The following is a 20,808-nucleotide window of genomic DNA, read 5'->3' on the forward strand; positions in this document are numbered from 1 at the left end:
AGATTAAATCTATCATTATTTTTGAGTGCCGAATGCTTAGGTCAATTCTTAAGCACTTGATAAGTAACAAATAATAAACACCAGAGAAGTTTTCAAAATTAAAAATGAGAAAGCGTAGACAAGCAATTACAGATAGGTGAGACAATCATGAAACTACAGCAATTACGGCATTTTTTATTGGTGGTAGAAGAAGGCGGTTTTCGTGCCGCCGCTCACCATGCCCATCGCACGCAAGCAGCGTTGTCAGCGTCTATCAAAGAGCTGGAAAAAACACTCGGTCAGCGTTTGTTTGAAAGTGGTAATAAAGCCACACTGACCCCTTTTGGCGAAACCTGTTTACCAAAGATTGAACAGTTCCTCAATAGCTATCGAGCATTGGAAGAGGACCTAAAAGCAGCGGCAGCAGGTGACAAGGGTAAAATAAGGATTGCCAGCGTGCCCTCATTGGTGACTAAGCTGTTGCCTAGCGTACTGGTCGAATACTCTAAGAAATACCCAGATATCGAGATTGTATTGATAGATGATAACGCTGTCGGAGTAGCCAATCGGCTGCTGACAGGAGAGGTGGATTTGGCATTGGGCAACTGTACCAGTATGGATCAGACAGATATAGACTTTACTCCGCTCGTCTCAGACCCTATCGGCGTGGTTTGCTTAAAAAACAATTCGTTAAATCAATTAAAAAACCAGTCAAACAGTCAGACAAAGAGCCAACGCAAAAAAGGCCTTAAATGGACACAGTTGGTCACGCAGCCTTTTATTTATAACGGTACTTGTCGCTTGCTTGAAAACACGCCTGCCGCAGTACTCAATCGCAATGCGCGCTACACGGTCGAAAACATCACGTCCTTATTTTCACTACTGCGCAATGACCTTGGCATCACAACTTTGCCCAAGCTTGCCTTCCCTTCTAATGAGCCAGAGCTGGTTTGGATTGATTTACTTGAGCCAGCTTTGGACAGGCAAATTGGTATCTTTAAGTTGGCGAATAAAACCATCTCACCGCCAGCCCAAGCCTTTTATGAGTTATGTATTGCCTATGTTCAGGATCACTATTTGCTATAAAAATACTGCTATAGTTTGTGAACAGCTATCGTCATTTTTATCCACACAGCGAGGTATCTACCCATGAAACGTGCCAATCAATTACAGCCCTTATCACGCCAACATCACCTTGGCCTAAACATCGCTCGTCACGCCAAAGAATGTCCTGATGATCATGCAGCCATTACGAAGCACTGGAGCGCTCTAACCGCTTATCTCAGCGACATGCATGAACACTTCCAAATTGAAGATACTCTAATTGCCAATGCACTACTCCCTTATAAAGAGACTCAGTCAGAGGTAGCCTCAGTCCTTGAAACGCTTGAGAAGCAGCATAAGTCACTGTATGAATTCATGGCGAAAGTCAAAATATCAACAGAATCCAAAGATAGTAAAAATAGTAAAGCTAATGAGGTAACGGTTGTTGAAGTCAAAGAGCTTGGTACTTTGCTATACGATCACATACGATTCGAAGAGCGCGAGCTTTTTCCTATCGTTGAGCGCTATTTAACAGAAGAGGAGTTAGATGCTATTTATGCTGCCAGTCCAGACAGTATTAAGCGCATGGATGAGGAGCGTTAAGATAAATAATGGCGCTTAGAACAGTACTTTTTAGAATAAGCTTGGGGCTATCATAGACAGCTAAAGTTATTTAAACTAACCGCTTGAGAGGTTAAGATCTGTGGTTTGGACTTAAACCAAGACAAGTAACGTTGCTCGTAATTGAGTTGAAAAAAAATGATAGAATTGGAAAACAGTACCCACAAAAGTATAATGCTTGCCATAAGAGAAGCAGCGGCTTTATACCTGTTTAATAAAAATCGCGCTCAAGACATTCCTAAAATTGCAGAAGTGTTTTTATCTCTGGACGATTACCAAGGGGACAGAGTCCCTGTAACAGAGGTTATGAAGGAAGTTCATGCCTTATCTAGCGTGTTGCAAGACAACTATTTAGGCTTAAATTTAAATTTATTGGTTAATATTGAATCATTGCCTTTTTATAAAGCCATTAGCGACTGTGTCAGACCTTTCACGCATACAAATAATGAATTGCCCTTTTTATTAGTCAGCCGACTCGTACTGCGTTTTTTCTTTCTGATTACACAATCTATTACCCTGAAACTTACTGAAGAGAAAGGACTGCTTCGATTCGACTTTATCTCCAACGCGCCAGAAATTATGAATAAAAATCAAATTGATGGGGCTATGGTGTTGGTTTATAGAATCGTAGAAGCTTTTTGCCCTAATGTTTTGAAAAAGATAACTGTGGCGCAGCGTAATAGTACATACGAGTTGGAGTACTACCAATCCATCTTTGGTGTACCTGCCGAGCCTGCTGATAAAACAAGCTTGGTCTATGATTTAAAGTGTAAAAACCATTATAAAAACGCGACTGGTTTATTGATAAAATCTGAAGAGGAGCTTGGTAGAAAGTTTTTTATTAACCCCTTATTTAACATGCTATCCACTCAGTTTTCTGGGTTTAGTTACAAACAGCGCTGTCAAATAGTCATTGAGACAGTGATAGGTATGATCCCTCCAACTCGTATTCATGTCGCAGAGTCGATGAACATCAGCGTCAGTACTTTGCAAAGAAGGCTCGATGAAGAAGGTACCTCGTTTCAAGAGGTTCTAGAAGAAACTAGGAAACGACTGGCCAAACTGTATTTGACTAAAAAAAACTTATCAACCACCGATGTCGCATACTTACTAGGCTACAAATCCCATAGTCAATTTTTCAAAGCTTTTAAAACTTGGTTTGGAATAACACCAAAAACCTATCAAAACAATCTTGTGAGTCATGCAGAAGACGATAATAATTAACGTTAATTTCTTATAGATGATATCTCAGCTGAGGTTAGTGCTGACATAATGTCTATGCCATAAAGCTTTGGCTAGAAGATTATTATTCAATGCTCAGATTTATTATTGTATTGGGTGTAATGGACAAAATTCATGCTGACACAGGGTCTAACGCTATATACTGTCTATATTTGCAAGGAATCAACGCTATGAATCAAAAAACTGCCCTTTTTGTAGTGATAAACACACTAAAAAGAATGGACGCAAACTAGGCAAACAACAGTACCAATGCCTATCTTGCAAACGGCAGTTTTTAGGGGGCACAAGACTCAATAACCAAATGCTTTGGACTGAATATACGCAAGGGAAACAGACGTATAAACAACTGGCTGACAAGTACCACTGTAGTCTTAAAACCATTCAAAGACGCTTAGACAAAGTGAGTATTGAGTACCAAATCAAACGACCTAAGCGTGCTAATATCATCATGGACACGACCTATTTTGGCCGTGGGTTTGGTCTCATGGTATTTATGGACAACGCCACTAGAATGGTTCTCCATTACGCTATAGTCAGTCATGAAACCAATAGTGCCTATAAGCAAGGGATTGATTACTTAAAGGTGCTAGGCATTGATATACAAAGCATCACCTGTGATGGTAGACGAGGACTTAGAACGCTATTTACCAGTACTCCTTGTCAGATGTGCCAGTTTCATCAGATACAAATAGTGACTCGCTACCTGACTCGTCGCCCTAAGAATATCGCTAGCATTGAGCTTAGGCAGCTTACTTTGACCCTAACACAGCTTGATAAAGCCGCGTTCATAAAGTGCTTAGATCACTGGTACCTGACTCACGAAGCCTATCTCAGTGAACGTAGTACCAATGAGGATACGGGTAGAACTTGGTACACGCACAAGCGTCTTAGAAGTGCTTATCGTAGCCTGCGAACCAACAGTGATTGGTTGTTTACTTATCAAGAATATGAGCACTTAGATATACCAAATACAACCAATACGCTTGAAGGTTTATTTAGTGAGCTCAAGCGGCAATTACACAGTCATCATGGCTTAAATGAGCACCGTAAGTTACGGTTTATTAAAGACTTTTTACTCTCAAAGTCACGCAAATAGCATGAATTATGTCCATTAGCGACTACCTTCTACTTTTTAGCATGAATTTTGTCCATTACACCTTGTATTGCAATATCGTAACCCATAAAAACACCCCATGAGTTGGATCCAACTCATGGGGTTCAGTTCATATTAACGAGGCTCTTCGGCCGTAATCAATATTTTATTCTATACATTATCTGTATAGCTATTAGATAAGCGATTAACCAAACACTTTCATACGCTCTTCGACAGGCTTAAATTCTTTGTCGCCTGCTGGCTGCTCAATAGCACCGAATACCATCTGTGCGTTCAGCTCCCAATCGCTATCGATATTCCATGCTTCAGCGACTCTCTGATCGATCACAGGGTTATAATGTTGCAAGTTTGCGCCGACATTAATGCTCGCCAATGCCGTCCAAATCACATACTGATGCATAGCGCTGGTTTGATGTGCCCAAATTGGGAATTTGTCAGCATATAAAGGCGCGGCTTCTTGCATGTTTCTAACGACACCTTTGTCCTCAAAGAATAATACCGTACCCGCACCTGCTCTGAAACCTGCGATTTTATCTTTAGTACCTTGAAACTTCTCGTCATCGCCAACGATAACCTTTAATGTCTCTTCAGTGATGTCCCACAGTTTATTATGTTCTTCACCAAACAGAACTACCAAACGCGATGATTGTGAATTAAACGCTGATGGGGTATGCAATACTGCATGCTCAATCAACTTTATGATCTCGTCATTTGATACGGGTAATTGATCGCTCAAAGCATAAATAGAACGACGCTTCTCAGCAAGCTGTTGTAGTGTTTGTAAATCTGACATAGACTTTCTCCAAAATATGAATGAATGTAAATAAGTAAAAATGAGGAGGTAGGTTGAATGAGTTGCCTCAAGTAACCATACCCTTTAATCTGCTTTAGTATAAGAATAAATGGATAGAACCCGTATTCTTTTTTTGTAATAAATCTTAATAATCATTATGACTATAAAAGCCATATTAAACACCTAGCCTTTAAATCCTTCAGGCAATGCTGGTGCTTCTAGACGTTTCATATCAGAATCAACTTCACCAAAGCGCTCATGACCATTGTTCCAGTCGATGATAGATTGTTCAATCTCTTCTTTGTTATCAGCAACAAAGTTCCACCACAGCAGCACTTGGTTATTCAATGGCTCGCCGCCGATAAACATCACGCGGGTACCCTTTTTGGCGACCAACTTGATGCTTTCATTATTAGCAACATCGCTATCATGGAAGCGTAGTAGCTGATCTTGCGGACAGACTTTGCCTTCAGACTCGATCTCGCCTTCTGTGACCAAGATACCGTATTCAAACCCCGGCTCTAGGTTGAGCGTGACCTCACCGTCTTGCAAGAAGTACACATCGATTCCGACCATCTTCGAGTACTGTATCGTCGGTGCTTCATAACGCTCGCCTGAGACGCTGGTATAGCTTCCCGTCGTCAGTATCATCTCGACGCTATCTTCCGTCCAAGTTGGCAGCTCTGGATAATGATGGAAACCGCGTTCGATCTGCTGATCCGTCGGTAGCGCAATCCACAACTGCACCATGCTCAGTGCCCGTGCGGAATCTGGTGAGCCACCAGTATCTGGAAAGACGCTTTGCTCAGTATGACTGATGCCTTGATTGAGTCCTGTACCGGCGGTCATGACGTTGACTTGGTTTTTGGTAATGACTTGCTCATTACCCAAGCTGTCTTTGTGCAGCACTTCGCCATTCAACATCCAACTAAAGGTTTGCAAGTTAGTATGCGGATGACGGCCAACTTGCATGCCTGACTCATCTTCACCAAACTCAGCAGGGCCTGCATGATCCAAAAAGCACCAAGCACCAATTGGCTTTTTGCCTTTATTCGGTAAAAGACGCGCGATAGGAATACCGCCAACATCTGCCAACCGTGGCTCTAGGATTTCGATACTCATTATTCAGCTCTCCTTACTTGTTTTTTATTACTGTATTTTTTAATGATACAGTTTTAGATATCTTAAATATTTTAATTTTAGATTTGGGCCTAGACTGAGTTCTGAACTCAGCTCTCGTAGGGTGGGTTAGTTTTATTAAATTCTCGTAGAGAATGAAGATAAAATGTAACCCGCCGATGTTATATTGGCGAATGTTATCTAGACTACTTGGCGGGTTACGCTGCCGCTAACCCACCCTATAAGGTGGTGTTCTAAAAAGTATGCTGAGGGAATAAAGGAGGGTGACAGCCGAAGCAAGATGATATATTTGAGGTTATGAAGACACAAATACAGATCAATTGCCCCGACTGTCACAGTCTTAGTCTAAAGAAAAATGGTATAAAAAGCTATGGTAAGCAGAACTATCAATGTAAGGACTGTAAACGCCAATTTATTGGCGATCATGCGATAACCTATAACGGCTGTCACTCTAGAATAGAAGACATCATACGACTGATGACTGTCCGAGGTTGTGGTGTTAGAGACATAGCAGTTATAGCCAAGGTTAGTATTGGAAAAGTGCTTAGCACCATAGGCTCATCCATTTACAAGATTGTACCTAGAAGCGCTACTATGAACGCTTAGAGGTTGATGAGTTCTGGACTTACGTATATCGCAAGAAACGTAAAGTGTGGCTCATCTACGCTTATGACCGTGCTACTAATGAGATTGTCGCTTATGTCTGGGGCAAACGTGACCTAAAAACGGCTAAGAAGTTAAGAGCACGTTTAAAGCAGCTTACAGTCAGCTATGGCTCTATCAGTATGGACAACTGGGACAGTTTTATAACCGCCTTTAAAAGTGATAACAAACGAATTGGTAAACAGCATACGATAGGGATTGAAGGCAATAACTGTCGTCTTAGACACCGATTGCGTCGGCCGGTTAGAAAGACTTGTTGCTTCTCAAAAAAGCTTGATAATCACTTTAAAGTATTCGATCTGGTGTTCTTTTATATCAATTATGGCTACGTCTGATGCCAGTATACTTTTTAGAACACCACCCCCTACAAAAATAAGTTGAGAGTGGGTTATTTTTATAAGTTTACACATAAACCTACATAGGTACTTCCATTAGTAGCACTTTAGCATCTTCTTCTACATCCATGGTGAAGTTCTTAGTATCCCAAACACCAAGCCCATCACGAGTATCTAAAGTGTTACCGTTTACAACGACTTTACCGCTGATGACAAATATATAGACACCGTTGCTAGGATCTTTTAGCTGATAAGTCTCGGTCAAACCTTTATCGAAATCACCCATGCTAAACCAAGCATTTTGATGAATCCAAACACCCGCATCATCAGCATTTGGTGACAATACCTGATTGAACTTATTCGGCTGCATGATCTCGTCCATGCGTATTTGCTGATAGCGTGGCTCTACGTTCATTTTGTTTGGAATCACCCAAATTTGTAAAAACTTAACCGCTTCTTCGTTATCGCCATTCATCTCGCTATGAGTAATGCCCGTACCCGCTGACATGACTTGAATCTCGCCAGTCTCGATAATGCCATTGTTACCGATGTTGTCACCATGACCGAGCTTGCCAGATAATGGAATACTGATGATTTCCATATCGCGGTGTGAGTGCTTACCAAAGCCCTGACCACCAATGACAAAATCATCGTTGATTACGCGTAATGCACCAAAACCCATACGCTCTGGATTGTGGTAGTTAGCAAAACTAAAGGTATGACGGCTTTTTAACCAGCCATGATCGGCATTGCCACGAGAGTCTGCTGCATGATAGATGGTTTTCATAATATATCCTTACTTATTAATAGGTTAATCTCAAACAAGCTGATGATTCATTCACTTCTTTGAAACAATGGAACCATTATAATTGTTGTCAGTGATTAGATAAACCCAATAAATAGCAACTTACTATTCTCATTATAAGAACAATAGCATCATTAAGATAGGGTAATATTGTTATAACAAAACGATTAGCATAAGCTGTTAATATGATTAATGTTAATTAAACTGCGTTTATAAAGCGTGATAATCCATACATACAGCCAATCAATAATAAGGCAATTAACAACACACAATCAACAACAAGGAAGACAAGCCATGTCAAACGATTCAAACAGAGAACCACTAAACTACGAAGTCATCGATAACACTGAGCAACAGCGTTTTGAGATTCATATTGGTGATCAAATTGCTCTTGAAGACTATGAGTTTTTTACGACCAGTCAAGGCGAAAAAGGCATCGAATACAAACACACTGAGGTACCAGAAGCGCTAGGTGGTCAGGGTATTGCAGGCTATTTAGTCAAACACATCTTAGAAGATGCCGCGGCAAAAGGCCTGCGTGTCAAACCGACCTGCCCTTATGTAAAGTCTTATATTGATAAGCATCCAGAATATCAAGACAACTCTGTGTTTCACAATGCAGCGCCTTAGTAAAGATGTTTTTAGAACGTAAAAAAACGCCATGCTTCACAGCATGGCGTTTTTGATTGCATAATATTTGAATGTTCAACAGACCCTAAATAAAGACCTTCTATCTTAAGCAATATGCGCCAAAAATTCTTTATCGCGTGCTTTAAAAGATAAATACAATACTGGCAACACAAACAAACCAACGGCCCAAAAGCTGAGCTTAATATATAGCAAAGCACCCACCAGTGCACCTATCAAAAAACTCAATACCAAGGCCGAGCTATGTCCCAGATCATTGGCGTTTTTGGCGCTGCGATTGACCAAATAATCGGTAAGATTAATCCCCAATTGCGTGGTATTACCGGTCATCAGCACCGTTGGACTCATGTGTTTAATCACCGTTTTACTGGCCGTATTACGAATCGCCAGCGCAATCAAACCTAGGCCACCAGTGATGGCCACGGTGATATCTCCAGCATCAATAAAGGGTTGAAAGTATAAGCCCGCGACCATAAAGGCCGTCAAAAATACCGCTTCGGCTAAGAACAGATGGCTCAGTATCAAGTGCTGCTTTTTGCTCTTGTCAATGAATACCTTGGTCACCATGACGGTCAAGATAAACAGCGGTAAGGCAGCAAGCTTAATCCACAGACCGTCCTCACCTTTGACCAGCCCACTACCCGCCATCACCAAGTTACCCGTGACATGCGCGGTAAAGAAACCAAATAAAGTGATAAAACCAATGGTATCAATGGCACCGCCAACGACCGTCAGCAACACAGGCGTCTGATAACGCTGCCAAAAGCTCAACTGCGTTGACTGACTGTCATTTGGATTGTTACTCTGTTCAGAGTTGTGCTGTTGTGCGGAGCTATTAGGATTAGGCACCTGTGTTTCCCACAAACTCTACCAATTCATCGACAAATCTTTGCAAGTATTTTTGCGTTCTCTCACTGCTGACACCCTGTTCATCCAAGCTTTCAGTCGCTCGGCTTAGATTTATTTCAAGGTTAATCATCATTTGCGCAGAGAGCATTTGCATACTTTTACGCACATCAAGCCCGCTATTAATGCCGCCGAAACTGCCTGGTGATGCCGTCACTAACGCTACTTTTTTGCCCGTCCACACACTCTCTTTAAAAGGCCTAGAAGCGATATCTACCACGTTTTTTAGTGCCGCTGGCATCGTACGATTGTGCTCTGGTGTGACAATCAGTACCGCATCAGCCGCTTTTAGTTGCGCGCGCACACGCTCATAACTCTCAATCGTCGTATTATCATAATCTTGATTATAAAGCGGCAAATCTGCGATATCGACCTCTGATACCGTGATGCTATCCGGTATCTGTGACACGATGTACTCTGCAAACTTGCGATTGATCGACTCTTTGCGCAAACTACCGATGATTAGGGCAATATTCGTTGATGCGGTCATAGTAACTCCTTGTTAATCATAACTTATGAATCATGATCTTGATTATAATGATGATTGATTGTGTTATTGATCCTAGCGATTATTGCTATCGCTTAGGATTTTAAGCAACCGTCATTATGACGACATTTTGGTCGTATTGCGATTATCAATTGAATAAGCGCCTGCACCGTGGGCAAATATCAGTAAAAAACCACCCGCCATCGCAATGTTTTTCATAAAGTTATTCATCTCTGAGGCATCCGCCAAGAAGTTGTGGAATAAAATGGCAGATACGATGTTGAAGCCAACAAATAGCAATGCGACTAACCGCGCCTGAAAGCCAATAAGAATAGCGATACCACCAAACAACTCAAGCAAAATAACCAAAGGCAGCATGAAGCCTGGTACGCCCATGGCTTCCATATAACCTTGCGTAGCAGCGTAGCCACCAATCTTGCTAAAGCCTGACACAATAAAAATCAGTGATAAAAGTACGCGGCCAATTGGGGCACTAAGCGTTTGTAGCTTGTTCATAGGTGTTCTCCAAAAATGTGTTTAAATAAGCTGGTAATCAAATAATGACGCTATTATATTCGTTGACTGTACTTCAATAAACAGCAATAATTACAAATGATAGTTCTATTATTGGCAACAATAAGTCGACTATACCGCAGCCGCGATAACAGCTTTGATAAAAAGCACTCGTGAGAATCATCAAAGGAGCAGCTAGGATGGGGCAATTAGAAGACATGGCAATGTTTGTACGCATTGTCGATGCAGGCAGTATTACCAAAGCAGCAGAGCAACTAAATATCGCCAAGTCAGCCGTGAGCAGGCGGCTAAAGGATTTGGAAACACGCTTGGGCAGTCAATTGATTAACCGCACCACCCGTCAATCCAACTTAACCGAAGCGGGTGCACAGTATTATCAGCGGGCAAACAGCATCTTGAATGACGTGGATGAATTAAATGAACAAACCAGCGGCACCCCCACTCGTATCGAAGGCACGCTGAAGATGACGGCGCCGCTGTCGTTCGGTCTGATGCACCTCGGTGAGGTGATTGATGAGTATGCCACCTTGCATCCGCACTTGAATTTTGAGCTCGATTTCTCCGATCGGCACGTTGACTTGGTAGAAGAAGGTTATGAGCTGGCCATTCGTATCAGAGAGCTGCAAGACTCGAGCTATCAAGCCAAACGCTTAGCGCTGATTCGTTACGCGCTCTGTGCCAGCCCTGAGTACCTAAGTAAGAATGGCACACCGAGCACACTGGCAGAGTTAGAGGAACATGAGTTTTTGCAGTATGGTCTTAGCAAGACAAGCAATCTAGAATTGATAGATGACCAAGGAAAAAAGCATAACCACACGATAAACGCCAAAATCAAAGCCACCAATGGCGAGTTCTTAGTCGATATGGCGGTCAAAGGCCATGGCATTATCTTTATACCGACTTTCATAGCTTATCAAGAGATAGCACGTGGTGAGCTGGTATCCATACTTGAGCAGTATCAACTGCCGACCTTAAACGCTTATGCCGTCTATCCAAAAAATCGTTTTTTATCGCAGCGCTGCCGCTATCTGATTGATTTTATTGCTGAGCGTTTTGGTGATGAGCCCTACTGGGATCAGCTTGATTAGGCCGTTTTTAGAATACTGTTTTTAAAAAACTAAAGAGTGCTCTAAAGCGACTACCAAGCTTAAAACAATATTGCTACTATCGTTTAAGCCTTATTTACGCTGATAGTTAGATGATCTCATTCATCTGTCAAGTAGCCTATCAATCGAGCATTAAGGCAACAAGTAAAACCCTCTAAAAATCTCCATCAATCATAAGGAAATGCATTATGGATTTGCAAGCACTAGGCATGAAAGCCATTCATGAGTTTGATGACATTCGTCAAAGCCCGTTACCACAAGAGCGTCTAAAGGCAGCACGCAAACAAGCCGAGGCATTCAGAGAGCGCTTTATGAATGAGCCGTGTGTGCCGTTTTATCAAAGCGCCAATATGGTCAGAGTGCCCTACCCAACGTGGTACGCTTACAGCGGGGTTTATACCCAAAGCACCTATAAATTTCCCTACCTACACATTCTAAATCGTCTCTTTATCATTCAGTATCATGATTTTTTGGGCGAATTAAAGACGTTGCTATTCTCTCCCTCTGACATTGACGCTGACCGTGAGACACCATTTTTTAAGCGTTTGACGGACAAAATGCCAAACTGGTCGCCGCTTGAGAGCGTGGTCGCCCCCGTCATGCAAGATGTGACTGAAGCCATTGCCAAAGCAGGACTGACGCCAGAAGACATTGACTATATTAGCTATGATCATTTGCACACCCAAGACATACGCCGCTGGCTCGGTACCAGCACTGCTACGACAGACAAGCCCGCCTACTTCCCCAATGCCAAGCTGCTCATTCACGAGCAAGAATGGCTCAGTACAACTTCCCTATTGCCAGTACAAGCGGATTGGTATTGCCCCAACGGCATTGAAGGTGTTGACCCTGATAAAGTGATTAAGTTTACTGGCAGCATCCAGTTAGGTGAAGGGTTGGCGCTGGTACATACCCCAGGTCATACCGAGGGCAATCACTCATTAGTTGCGCGTGTACCAGACGGCATCAGAGTGACTTCTGAGAATGGCGTGGGCGCAGATGCTTATGCGCCGATGAACTCGAAAGTTAACGCCATCCGTCGTTATGCTAAAGAGACAGGTATGGAAGTCATCTTAAATGGCAATACTCTCGAAGGTAGTAATGACCAATACATCTCTATGGTCGTTGAAAAAACCATCGCTGGCCCCTCAAGCAACCCTGACTTTCCCAATTGCGCGTCGAGCAGTGAAGCCACGCCTTATTGGCTGATTCCTGGTCACAAAGTCAGCCACTTAATCGGAGAAGCCAAGTTTGGTTCATTACAAACAGGCTCAGCACAAAAGGTAGGCGGCTAATGGGGTATTTTTCTAAAAAGACCGTTTATATCACGGGTGCCGCCTCAGGTATTGGGCTTGAGACCGCCAAGCAGCTTATCAAACAAGGTTCAAACCTTGTGCTGTTTGATGTACAAGCGCTTGATGAGGTCGTATCGACCCTACAAGCCATGAATAAACACGATGCGTCGATTGCCAGCTATGATTTGGACGTGACCGATGCCGATATGACCACCAAGCAAATCGCTGCGGCTGCAAGCGACTTATCGCCAGATATCTTGATGCACTTCGTTGGAATTACAGGGCCTTGGACGTTTGATGACATGAGTCAAGAGCAGTTTGAGCGGGTGATGACCATCAACTTATTTGGGACACGCAATGTACTGGCAGCCGTGCGACCGTTTTTGTCACATGGTAAACAAGTGATGGTGACCGCTTCCATGTTTTCGTTTACTGGCAGCTACGGTTACAGCTCTTATAGTACGTCGAAGTTTGCCATCTGGGGCATGATGCAGTCGATAAGTTTTGAATGGAAGCCATTGGGTATTGATATCACCGTCTTTGCGCCGCCAACGATAGACACGCCACTCACCCAATCTGAAGTCGGGGTGATGTCCAAAGCGGGGGTCGGCATGAAAAAACTGGCCGGTGAGCTAAAGATTGAGGACGCCGTCAAATCCATGCTAAAAGGCGTAGAAAACCGCGAGTTTTTGGTCGTGCCTGGGGTAATGGCAAATTTAATCAGACTACAATTGCGGTTTTTCCCAGTCAAATGGGTGAACTGGATAGGCAATACTGCGGTAGCCCTGTCTATGAAAAAATAAAGCATGAGAAAGTAAGGCATGAAAAAGTAAGCCACGAGAAAACAAGCTGTGTCGATTAAAGCTCAAGAGCTGACGCTTAAGATTGGCTACAGTAACCAAAAGATAACGGAAACACACATTTCTTAATATAATCTGGCATCAAACAGGGTGAGTATTTGCTAAACTAAGTGGCTTGTTGTATAAGACATGCTTAACAATTTGATTCGATTGTTCATTTACTGTACTTTTTACTTACTGCACTTTTTAATTACTGTATAAGGATTATTTACCATGGCTCTATCAAAAAACGCTTTTCTTAAAAAAACAAATCGCGCCATCGCTATTGCCGCTATTAGCGGATTGGGTATGCTGAGTGCTGTAGGTCACGCTGCTACCTATGAGATTGATCCTCATCATACAGCCGCACGCTTTACGGTAGATCACTTTGGCACCTCTACCAACGCAGGCGGTTTTTATAATTTATCAGGGACTCTTGAATACGCTCCTGAAGATAAAAGAGGCTTTATAGGCATCACCATTCCTATGGGCAGCTTGAGCACAGGGATTAAAACCTTTGATAAACACCTCAGATCTGCTGACTTTTTTAATGTCGAAAAGTATCCAACCGCTTACTTCAAGTCAACTGAATGGCAGTTTGATGGTGATAAAGTCAAGTCTGTCAAAGGTGACTTAACCCTACTTGATGAAACTCATCCTGTCACCTTAACAGCCACCAAGTTCGGCTGTTACGACAGCCCTGTACTCGGTACTGAGGCTTGTGGTGGTGACTTCGAAACCACTATCGACAGAACTAAGTGGGGTATCGATACCTTTACAGATGGCGGTATCATGAAAGACGTCAAACTGGTCATTCAGGTAGAAGCCAGTGTAAAAGACGACAGTAAATAACTGTATCTGTTGGTCCTGCAAAACTAAGTTATCAGTTAGAGGTACCCTATCTAACTGACGCAAAAAGCGCTACTTAAAAGTGGCGCTTTTTTTTTCTTGACCTTTTTGTTTGCTGCCCTATGTTTTAAACTATCTAGTCATCTGATCTTTATTAAAGCCTGCCGGAACACACCATATGATTGTCCTGCCCACTATCAAAAAAATTCAAGCGCGAGATACGTACGAGCCAAACCGAACCTCAACCACACTTGAGCTACTGTTTGATTTGGTCTATGTCATTGCGGTCTCTGCAGCGGCAAGCGGCTTTCATCAGCGCCTCAGTGAGCATGATTTTTCAGGTTTTTTGACCTTTATCGTGGCATTTTTTATTTTGTGGAATGCGTGGACCAGCTTTACTTGGTTTGCCTCAGGCTATGATCCTGACGACTGGTACTATCGTCTATCGGTCATGATGCAAATGTTTGGCTCCCTGATGATAGCGGCCAATATCAATCAGTTTTTTGAACAAGGGCTGACATGGGTTGGGGTGACGGGTTACGCCATTATGCGTCTGGCCAGCTGTAGTCAATGGTGGCGAGTATAACGGCAGGTGCCAGGGCATCAAAAGATCGCTAAACGCAGTATTGTCGGTCTATTGACCTTGCAGGCTATGTGGATAAGTTGGTTGTTTTTACCAACCTCACTACAGACTCCTGCCTTATTTTTATTTATTGCCGCTGAGCTATTGATGCCGCTGTGGGCACGCACAGAGCAATTTAATAACTGGCACCCTCAGCATATCGCTGAGCGTTATGGTCTATTGACCATTATTGTATTGGGTGAGGGTGTACTGGGTGTGAGTAATACTATTCATCACTTTATGGTCAACTCCATCTATCCAGCCAACGCCATTATCTTGCTAGGCTCAAGCTTAGTAGCTTTGTTGTTTGCCTTATGGTGGCTATATTTCACCATTCCTTTTGATACTATCTTGGCCAATCAACGCCGCCGCCATGATTTATTTTTATTTGGCTATGGACACTTTTTTGTGTTCGCATCACTAGCAGGTCTCGGTAGTGCGCTAAACTTGGTTGCTGACGCCGTTGATACTGATATAGCGAAGCAAGCGGTGTTGCAGCCTTACGCAATGGGCTTGCTGATGGCGATGTTGCTCGCGTTTTTGCTCACCTTAACCGCCCTGCGCTCGCTGATTTGCCGCAAGTCCAGCCATAACATCCTTGCTATGACCATCGCCGCCGCACTCATTGGCTTTAGTTATATCGCTGTCGTACTGGGCTTGCCGATTACCTATGGCGTTTGGCTGAGTATCCTAGCCCCTGTGGTGATGATTGGTTACTTTACTCAAGACAATAAGCACTGGTTGGCATAAAAAGCACTTAGCCTATTAGGGCATGCTACGGGTATAAATTTTCCTTGCTTGCTGTGCGACTTCGTCACTCCAGAGGCTGCAAAAAATTCATCCCCGTAGCACTGTGTTTATTTTATAGTAGATCGACTGCATAAAACAAAAAAAGCGCATACCACCTTAGCGGTCATATGCACTTCATTTAAAAACCAGTCACGAAAAGCCATCTTTAGCTTGTAGCAGCACGCTCATCACTGGCGGTCTTAATCTTCATTAAGATGTCTTTGATTTTTGATGCTTGCATATAGGTCGGAACGGCGTAGGTATCGCTGACCTCTTTGGCAGCGGCCTTTGCGATACTGTCAAAGTCGCTTTCTTGCATGCCTTTAACCGTCGGATCAATGCCTACTGTCTCTAGCAGCTCTCGCACTTGCGCGATCAGATGGTCTGCCAACTCACCATCACTACTACCCGCTTGCCCCGTTTTCACAAGACCAATCTTTTTTGCCAAAGTTGCCAGTCTCTTTTCACTTGATTTGCGGTTTAGATCAAGGATATAAGGCAACACAATGGCATTGGCACGACCATGCGGAATACTATAATGTGCGCCTAACTGGTGCGCGATGGCATGGACATAGCCAAGACCCGCTTTGTTAAAAGCAATGCCGCCATAGTGCGCCGCCACGCCCATCTCTTGTCTTGCTTTAAGATCATCACCATTCTTGTAGGCAGTCGGTAGATATTGCATCACCGCTTTGGCAGCAGAGGCAGCATAATAATCTGTCTCAGCACCAGCGTTTACGCTCATCCATGCCTCTAGCGCATGGGTGAGCACGTCGATACCCGTGTCGGCTGTAATGTGGGCAGGCATGCCTTTCATGATGTTTGGATCAATGGCCGCTGCCAGTGACACCATTTTGGGATCGATAGCGATTTCTTTTTGATGGGTTTTATCATCTGATACCACAGCGCCAATCGTTGCTTCTGATCCTGTGCCTGCTGTGGTAGGAATACAATATAAAGGCACAGAGGGCTTTCTGGCTTTAAACAGTCCGATAAGCTGCTTCGGCTGACACTTATTGCCTTGAGCCATCGCAATCATTTTGGCGGCATCAATCACCGAGCCGCCACCAATCGCGAGTACCGCATCGCAGCCCGCATTGACAGATTCACTCAGCCCATCATTGACCACCTCAAAAGTAGGATCTGGAGTAATGCCATCATAAACGTGATAACGAATGTTATTTTTATCTAAGTAGTCGGTCACTTTTGAGGGGACGCCCAGCTTGTTTAGTACCGCATCAGTGACGATGAATACATTGCTGGCGCCTTCATTGATAATCATGTCACACAGCTCATCACAAGCATTTTCGCCGACGAATAACAAAGGTCGTGGCATAGGAATGACAAGTGAAAACACCTTGAGTACCTTTGCACGAGTCTTAGCAACGGCTAAGTAGCCTGCATGATGCAAAGTGTCATTGTTCATTAACTTAGCAATACTGGTCTGGTTATTTATGAGCATAGAAAATCCTTTTTGATGAGGCTTTTTAGGGCAATAAAAACAGTCTTATGGCCTATCTACCAGAGCTGTCAAAAATATTAAAAAAATATAGTAAATAATAGCGACTGTGTGAAGCAAGCGCTGACAAGCGTTTCGGCAGATAAAAACATTGGCTACTGATATAGTCTTATTGTGCCATTAAAGTTTTTGGTATGTCGCTATTACTAATGACTGATGTGTTCTCATAAAATAGCCATTTTATGATGACCATAAAAAAGCAGCCCTCTAAAATTTAGAGTGCTGCTTTATACTTTCTAACAATGCCAAACCTTCTAAGAAGAAAGATTAAAAATAATCATTCAGTAATTAACCACTAAGTAATTAACTATAGTCAGTTCAAAATAAAATTGTTATGGTTAGGACAAACATCATAAAACAACTTGGATAAGTCATTTTCCAACCAGCCTTGGCGTAGAAACTTAGCCTGTGCCCATTTTTTCTCGATAGGGTTCAGATCAGGGCTGTACGGCGGTAGCCAAAGAATACGATGACCATGCCTGTTCAGTAGCTTTTGAATGCGTTTATTCTTATGAAATCTGGCATTATCCATCACAATCACGCATTTGGTTTTAAGACTTGGGATTAGCTTGTGTTTGCACCAGTCGTAGAATATGCTGCTGTTAATGTTGTGCTTAAAGTAATCTAGTGCAAACAGCATCTTTTCATATAGAGCACCGATAACGTTGGTTCGCTTTTTACCTTGCCAGTTGTAACTATCGATACAGGGTTTACCAATCGGTGCATAACCATGAGAGCGAATGGTCTCGTGCTCAAAGCCGCTTTCATCCATATAGACGATGGGATAGCCTTGTTGTTTAAAGTTATCAAGCTTACTGTGGTATATCGCTCTTTTGATCGGACAGGCTTTTGGGTGTTCTAAGGTCTTTTTTTTGACTGATGCCAAGTCGCTTTAGGGCATGATAAATGCCTGTTTTACTACAGTTTAGACGACGAGCTCGCTCATACTGGTAATCATCGGGATGTTCTTGAACATCATTAAGTAGCACGTCATCTGGTATTTTATAGGGTTTGGTTTGCCTGGTTGTTTTACTATGAACACGTCTCTTCCAGTTCTGTATAGTGGTTGGGCTCAGATTGTAAAACTCAGCTGCCTCGGCAAAGGTCATACCATCATCTATACTTTTAAGAACTTGCATACGAAAATCTAGTGAGTAAGTCATGGTCTTTATAATAACAATTGGGTTTGATAATTAATTTATAACACTTTTAGGTGTGCTTAGCTATACTATGAGTGGCAATCCAGTTTTGCATTTGCTCAATTTCAGCTTTCTGTGCAGCGATAACTTCTTCTGCCAATTTACGCATTTCTGCATCTTTACCGTATTTAAGCTGTACTTCTGCCATATCGATCGCACCAACGTGATGTGGCAACATACCGCGAGCAAATGCCATATCAGGGTTAGGATCAGCGATACCAGCCATCATATCATCATGCATTGCATCCATGCCGTCCGCATAAGCTTGTTGCATGGCTGCAGTATCAGCCGTTGGTTCAGCAGCATCAGGGTTGCTGGCAAGCCAAGTCTGCATCTGCTCAATCTCAGCTTTTTGCGCATTTATGATTTCTTGTGCAAGCTGACGCATCTCGGCATCAGTGCCATACTTTAGCTGAATCTCTGCCATGTCGACGGCACCGATGTGATGACCGAGCATGCCTTGAGCAAAGGCAGCATCTGGATCATTGTATCCCATGCCAACCATCATCTCATCATGCATGACCGTCATGGAGTCATTGTACTCTTTATGCATGGCTGTCATCTGTCATATCATGACCAGCATGCGCATCTGTAGCAGCATTATCCGTGCTGCCACATTTTCGGTTGTAGTGGCTGTTGTTGTACTTGCATCGGTAGTCTCAGCTGCATCGTTGGCAGGCTGACAAGCGCTAAGCATGAGTGCCGCACTGATGCTGGCAGTCAGAACGGCGAGACGTGAATTTTTTAGGGTTTTCATGGTACATCCTTAATTTTTAATTAATAGAGTCAGTTACTGAATTCAGTTACTAGGTTCAGTTATTATGTTTAACCGTCATGGCTCAAAGAAAAACCGACAAATCCGTTAAGATTTGCCAGCTTAGGAAAAAGTCACTTGATTTGTTATGTATTAAAAGTTTTTGAAAGCTAAAACCCTTGAAAAAAAGGCTTTAAGATAATTAATAAGACACTTACTCTAGCTCTTCAATCAGCGCCTGCATCTCCTTGATTTCACGCTCTTGTGCTTCGATGATGTCATCGGCAAGCTGCCTTACTCTGGGGTCTTTTATATCCGCTCTCGAGCTGGTCAAGATAGCAATCGAGTGATGCGGTATCATGGCTTGCATCCAATCGACTTGATCGACGGTTGCTTGTGATCTAACGCCCCAAATACCCACGGCAAATAGCAATACACTCAGACCATACATCATTAAATTGACCTTAGTTTTCTTATACATATTGCTCATAAAGGCGAGCATAATCACCGCCATACCTGCGCCCATATATAGCGCCATATAAGCTCTGGTCTCACTGAAATAAACGTGATCCCACTCATAGGTATTGAAGTACATCATGATATACATCACGACCGTAGACGTTAGAATCATGAGGGTGAACTTCACATAAGGGTTCATCTTTTTTTGCTGTGTATGATTCATAAGTCAATCTCCATCAATGCTGAAAAACAGCCAAAACTTACAGGCTTTCTTATAGCTTATAACTGTTGTTCTGCGGACTCTACGTTAACATATACCTGACTTGTACCATCTTTGTTCATTTGCATGACTTGATACGGCATAAACTGGTTTTGATATTCCATACCAGGGCTACCGACTGGCATACCAGGTACCGCCAGCCCGATGGCATCGCTTGGCGGATTGGCCAAAAACTCAGCCACATACTTGGCAGGGACATGGCCTTCAAATACATACCCATCGGTGGTAACCGCGGTATGACAAGAGCGCATATCAGTCGGTACACCGTAGCGGTCTTTAAACAATGCCAAGTCTGCAACATCATTCGCCGTTGCGTTCAAACCATTGTCTTCTGCGTGACCTATCCACTCTTTACAGCAGCCACAATTGGCATCTTTATAAACAGTGGCTGATACGTTCTTTAGTAAGTCTGGATTGATGACCTGAGTATTTGTCATGGTTTGCGTTACTTGTGGAGCGTTTGTCTCAGCAGTGCTAGCATTAGAAGTACTGCCACTAGCAGCATTGATGTCAGACTGCCCGCAAGCTGATAATATGGCAGCGGTTAATAATATGGCTGACCCTCGAATAAGCTTGGGCATATGACTATCAGATTTCAAAGTAGATTTAGTAGCGAAAGGCATCATGGTCACTTCTCATGAGTTATTTAATATAAAGTCAAATTAGCAGAATGACTCTGACAAGCAGATGACGCCAAGATGACAATTTTGTCATCTTACCGCGCTGAGTATTGCTTTATCATAAATATAGTCGATCCACTATGAAATAAATACGGTGCTACTGGGA

At 42.9% G+C, this 20,808-nt stretch carries 22 protein-coding genes and 2 pseudogenes; 11 read left to right on the forward strand and 13 right to left on the reverse strand.

Features of this window, described 5'->3' with window-relative positions:
• Window positions 1-147: 147 nt before the first annotated feature.
• The 4 genes from JMY01_RS09580 to JMY01_RS09595 all read left to right on the forward strand — a co-directional run bounded on the left by JMY01_RS09580 (window position 148) and on the right by JMY01_RS09595 (window position 3,982).
• Window positions 148-1,065 (forward strand): LysR family transcriptional regulator, encoded by a 918-nt coding sequence (locus JMY01_RS09580; protein ID WP_201575354.1) that lies wholly within the window; start codon window positions 148-150, stop codon window positions 1,063-1,065.
• Between the two features lie 63 nt (window positions 1,066-1,128).
• Complete coding sequence (locus JMY01_RS09585; RefSeq protein WP_201575355.1) at window positions 1,129-1,626, forward strand: hemerythrin domain-containing protein; 498 nt, start codon at window positions 1,129-1,131, stop codon at window positions 1,624-1,626.
• Window positions 1,627-1,791: 165 nt separating this feature from the next.
• Complete coding sequence (locus JMY01_RS09590; protein WP_201575357.1) at window positions 1,792-2,868, forward strand: helix-turn-helix transcriptional regulator; 1,077 nt, start codon at window positions 1,792-1,794, stop codon at window positions 2,866-2,868.
• Between the two features lie 319 nt (window positions 2,869-3,187).
• Window positions 3,188-3,982, forward strand: a complete 795-nt coding sequence (locus JMY01_RS09595) for a transposase (RefSeq protein ID WP_227677816.1) — start codon at window positions 3,188-3,190, stop codon at window positions 3,980-3,982.
• Window positions 3,983-4,184: 202 nt separating this feature from the next.
• Here the strand turns inward: JMY01_RS09595 and JMY01_RS09600 are convergent, their stop codons facing one another.
• Window positions 4,185-4,793 (reverse strand): nitroreductase family protein, encoded by a 609-nt coding sequence (locus JMY01_RS09600; RefSeq protein WP_201575359.1) that lies wholly within the window; start codon window positions 4,791-4,793, stop codon window positions 4,185-4,187.
• Window positions 4,794-4,976: 183 nt separating this feature from the next.
• A complete protein-coding gene (locus JMY01_RS09605) occupies window positions 4,977-5,915 on the reverse strand; it encodes a pirin family protein (RefSeq protein ID WP_201575361.1) in 939 nt (312 codons plus the stop codon).
• Between the two features lie 315 nt (window positions 5,916-6,230).
• Between JMY01_RS09605 and JMY01_RS09610 the strand changes: the two are divergent.
• A pseudogene (locus tag JMY01_RS09610) lies at window positions 6,231-6,931 on the forward strand (IS1 family transposase).
• A gap of 79 nt (window positions 6,932-7,010) precedes the next feature.
• Here JMY01_RS09610 and JMY01_RS09615 read toward each other — a convergent pair.
• Window positions 7,011-7,718, reverse strand: coding sequence for a pirin family protein (locus tag JMY01_RS09615; protein WP_201575363.1), 708 nt, complete (start codon window positions 7,716-7,718; stop codon window positions 7,011-7,013).
• A 312-nt stretch (window positions 7,719-8,030) separates the two neighbouring features.
• Here JMY01_RS09615 and JMY01_RS09620 point away from each other — a divergent pair, with 312 nt between their 5' ends.
• On the forward strand, window positions 8,031-8,366 hold the full coding sequence (locus JMY01_RS09620) for a GNAT family N-acetyltransferase (RefSeq protein ID WP_201575365.1): 336 nt from the start codon (window positions 8,031-8,033) through the stop codon (window positions 8,364-8,366).
• 105 nt (window positions 8,367-8,471) lie between these two features.
• Here JMY01_RS09620 and JMY01_RS09625 read toward each other — a convergent pair whose 3' ends face one another.
• From JMY01_RS09625 to JMY01_RS09635, 3 genes are all read right to left on the reverse strand, one after another.
• Entirely contained in the window at window positions 8,472-9,155 is a 684-nt protein-coding gene (locus JMY01_RS09625; RefSeq protein ID WP_201577465.1) for a YoaK family protein, read from the reverse strand.
• Window positions 9,156-9,225: 70 nt separating this feature from the next.
• Window positions 9,226-9,780 (reverse strand): NADPH-dependent FMN reductase, encoded by a 555-nt coding sequence (locus JMY01_RS09630; protein ID WP_201575367.1) that lies wholly within the window; start codon window positions 9,778-9,780, stop codon window positions 9,226-9,228.
• A gap of 114 nt (window positions 9,781-9,894) precedes the next feature.
• Window positions 9,895-10,293, reverse strand: a complete 399-nt coding sequence (locus JMY01_RS09635; RefSeq protein WP_201575368.1) for a DoxX family protein — start codon at window positions 10,291-10,293, stop codon at window positions 9,895-9,897.
• 197 nt (window positions 10,294-10,490) lie between these two features.
• Here JMY01_RS09635 and JMY01_RS09640 point away from each other — a divergent pair, with 197 nt between their 5' ends.
• The 5 genes and pseudogenes from JMY01_RS09640 to JMY01_RS09660 all read left to right on the forward strand — a co-directional run bounded on the left by JMY01_RS09640 (window position 10,491) and on the right by JMY01_RS09660 (window position 15,772).
• Complete coding sequence (locus JMY01_RS09640) at window positions 10,491-11,399, forward strand: LysR family transcriptional regulator (protein ID WP_201575369.1); 909 nt, start codon at window positions 10,491-10,493, stop codon at window positions 11,397-11,399.
• 206 nt (window positions 11,400-11,605) lie between these two features.
• Window positions 11,606-12,712, forward strand: a complete 1,107-nt coding sequence (locus JMY01_RS09645; protein ID WP_201575370.1) for a hypothetical protein — start codon at window positions 11,606-11,608, stop codon at window positions 12,710-12,712.
• On the forward strand, window positions 12,712-13,515 hold the full coding sequence (locus JMY01_RS09650) for an SDR family oxidoreductase (protein ID WP_201575371.1): 804 nt from the start codon (window positions 12,712-12,714) through the stop codon (window positions 13,513-13,515). Before JMY01_RS09645 ends, JMY01_RS09650 begins: the two co-directional genes overlap by 1 nt.
• Window positions 13,516-13,785: 270 nt before the next feature.
• A complete protein-coding gene (locus JMY01_RS09655) occupies window positions 13,786-14,403 on the forward strand; it encodes a YceI family protein (RefSeq protein WP_201575372.1) in 618 nt (205 codons plus the stop codon).
• 175 nt (window positions 14,404-14,578) lie between these two features.
• A pseudogene (locus JMY01_RS09660) lies at window positions 14,579-15,772 on the forward strand (low temperature requirement protein A).
• A 205-nt stretch (window positions 15,773-15,977) separates the two neighbouring features.
• Here JMY01_RS09660 and JMY01_RS09665 read toward each other — a convergent pair.
• The 7 genes from JMY01_RS09665 to JMY01_RS09690 all read right to left on the reverse strand — a co-directional run bounded on the left by JMY01_RS09665 (window position 15,978) and on the right by JMY01_RS09690 (window position 20,648).
• Entirely contained in the window at window positions 15,978-17,267 is a 1,290-nt protein-coding gene (locus tag JMY01_RS09665; protein WP_201577468.1) for an iron-containing alcohol dehydrogenase, read from the reverse strand.
• A 376-nt stretch (window positions 17,268-17,643) separates the two neighbouring features.
• Window positions 17,644-18,216, reverse strand: a complete 573-nt coding sequence (locus JMY01_RS09670) for an IS630 family transposase (RefSeq protein ID WP_201574176.1) — start codon at window positions 18,214-18,216, stop codon at window positions 17,644-17,646.
• Window positions 18,143-18,493 carry an IS630 transposase-related protein gene (locus JMY01_RS09675; RefSeq protein ID WP_201574175.1) on the reverse strand — a complete coding sequence of 117 codons (351 nt, stop codon included), beginning with the start codon at window positions 18,491-18,493 and terminating at the stop codon, window positions 18,143-18,145. The genes JMY01_RS09670 and JMY01_RS09675 overlap by 74 nt, the downstream gene beginning before the upstream one ends.
• Before the next feature lie 46 nt (window positions 18,494-18,539).
• A complete protein-coding gene (locus JMY01_RS09680; protein WP_227677820.1) occupies window positions 18,540-19,091 on the reverse strand; it encodes a DUF305 domain-containing protein in 552 nt (183 codons plus the stop codon).
• A 3-nt stretch (window positions 19,092-19,094) separates the two neighbouring features.
• Window positions 19,095-19,286, reverse strand: a complete 192-nt coding sequence (locus tag JMY01_RS14155; RefSeq protein ID WP_227677821.1) for a hypothetical protein — start codon at window positions 19,284-19,286, stop codon at window positions 19,095-19,097.
• Between the two features lie 211 nt (window positions 19,287-19,497).
• The gene (locus JMY01_RS09685; protein WP_227677823.1) at window positions 19,498-19,965 is read right to left on the reverse strand and encodes a DUF305 domain-containing protein; all 468 of its coding nucleotides are present in this window, start codon (window positions 19,963-19,965) and stop codon (window positions 19,498-19,500) included.
• Window positions 19,966-20,021: 56 nt separating this feature from the next.
• Entirely contained in the window at window positions 20,022-20,648 is a 627-nt protein-coding gene (locus JMY01_RS09690; protein ID WP_201575374.1) for a DUF411 domain-containing protein, read from the reverse strand.
• Window positions 20,649-20,808 lie beyond the last annotated feature (160 nt).

The sequence above is a fragment of the Psychrobacter sp. H8-1 genome (assembly GCF_904846575.1).
GTDB lineage: Bacteria > Pseudomonadota > Gammaproteobacteria > Pseudomonadales > Moraxellaceae > Psychrobacter > Psychrobacter fulvigenes.

Bases quoted from the DNA above. Each gene is read 5' to 3' on its own strand.
- JMY01_RS09580 (WP_201575354.1), top strand. From the start codon at position 148: ATGAAACTACAGCAATTACGGCATTTTTTATTGGTGGTAGAAGAAGGC.
- JMY01_RS09650 (WP_201575371.1), top strand. From the start codon at position 12,712: ATGGGGTATTTTTCTAAAAAGACCGTTTATATCACGGGTGCCGCCTCA.
- JMY01_RS09605 (WP_201575361.1), bottom strand. From the start codon at position 5,915: ATGAGTATCGAAATCCTAGAGCCACGGTTGGCAGATGTTGGCGGTATT.
- JMY01_RS09640 (WP_201575369.1), top strand. From the start codon at position 10,491: ATGGGGCAATTAGAAGACATGGCAATGTTTGTACGCATTGTCGATGCA.
- JMY01_RS09680 (WP_227677820.1), bottom strand. From the start codon at position 19,091: ATGACAGCCATGCATAAAGAGTACAATGACTCCATGACGGTCATGCAT.
- JMY01_RS09635 (WP_201575368.1), bottom strand. From the start codon at position 10,293: ATGAACAAGCTACAAACGCTTAGTGCCCCAATTGGCCGCGTACTTTTA.
- JMY01_RS09655 (WP_201575372.1), top strand. From the start codon at position 13,786: ATGGCTCTATCAAAAAACGCTTTTCTTAAAAAAACAAATCGCGCCATC.
- JMY01_RS09630 (WP_201575367.1), bottom strand. From the start codon at position 9,780: ATGACCGCATCAACGAATATTGCCCTAATCATCGGTAGTTTGCGCAAA.
- JMY01_RS09645 (WP_201575370.1), top strand. From the start codon at position 11,606: ATGGATTTGCAAGCACTAGGCATGAAAGCCATTCATGAGTTTGATGAC.
- JMY01_RS09615 (WP_201575363.1), bottom strand. From the start codon at position 7,718: ATGAAAACCATCTATCATGCAGCAGACTCTCGTGGCAATGCCGATCAT.
- JMY01_RS09600 (WP_201575359.1), bottom strand. From the start codon at position 4,793: ATGTCAGATTTACAAACACTACAACAGCTTGCTGAGAAGCGTCGTTCT.
- JMY01_RS09675 (WP_201574175.1), bottom strand. From the start codon at position 18,493: ATGACTTACTCACTAGATTTTCGTATGCAAGTTCTTAAAAGTATAGAT.
- JMY01_RS09690 (WP_201575374.1), bottom strand. From the start codon at position 20,648: ATGATGCCTTTCGCTACTAAATCTACTTTGAAATCTGATAGTCATATG.
- JMY01_RS09685 (WP_227677823.1), bottom strand. From the start codon at position 19,965: ATGAATCATACACAGCAAAAAAAGATGAACCCTTATGTGAAGTTCACC.
- JMY01_RS14155 (WP_227677821.1), bottom strand. From the start codon at position 19,286: ATGAAAACCCTAAAAAATTCACGTCTCGCCGTTCTGACTGCCAGCATC.
- JMY01_RS09585 (WP_201575355.1), top strand. From the start codon at position 1,129: ATGAAACGTGCCAATCAATTACAGCCCTTATCACGCCAACATCACCTT.
- JMY01_RS09620 (WP_201575365.1), top strand. From the start codon at position 8,031: ATGTCAAACGATTCAAACAGAGAACCACTAAACTACGAAGTCATCGAT.
- JMY01_RS09595 (WP_227677816.1), top strand. From the start codon at position 3,188: ATGCTTTGGACTGAATATACGCAAGGGAAACAGACGTATAAACAACTG.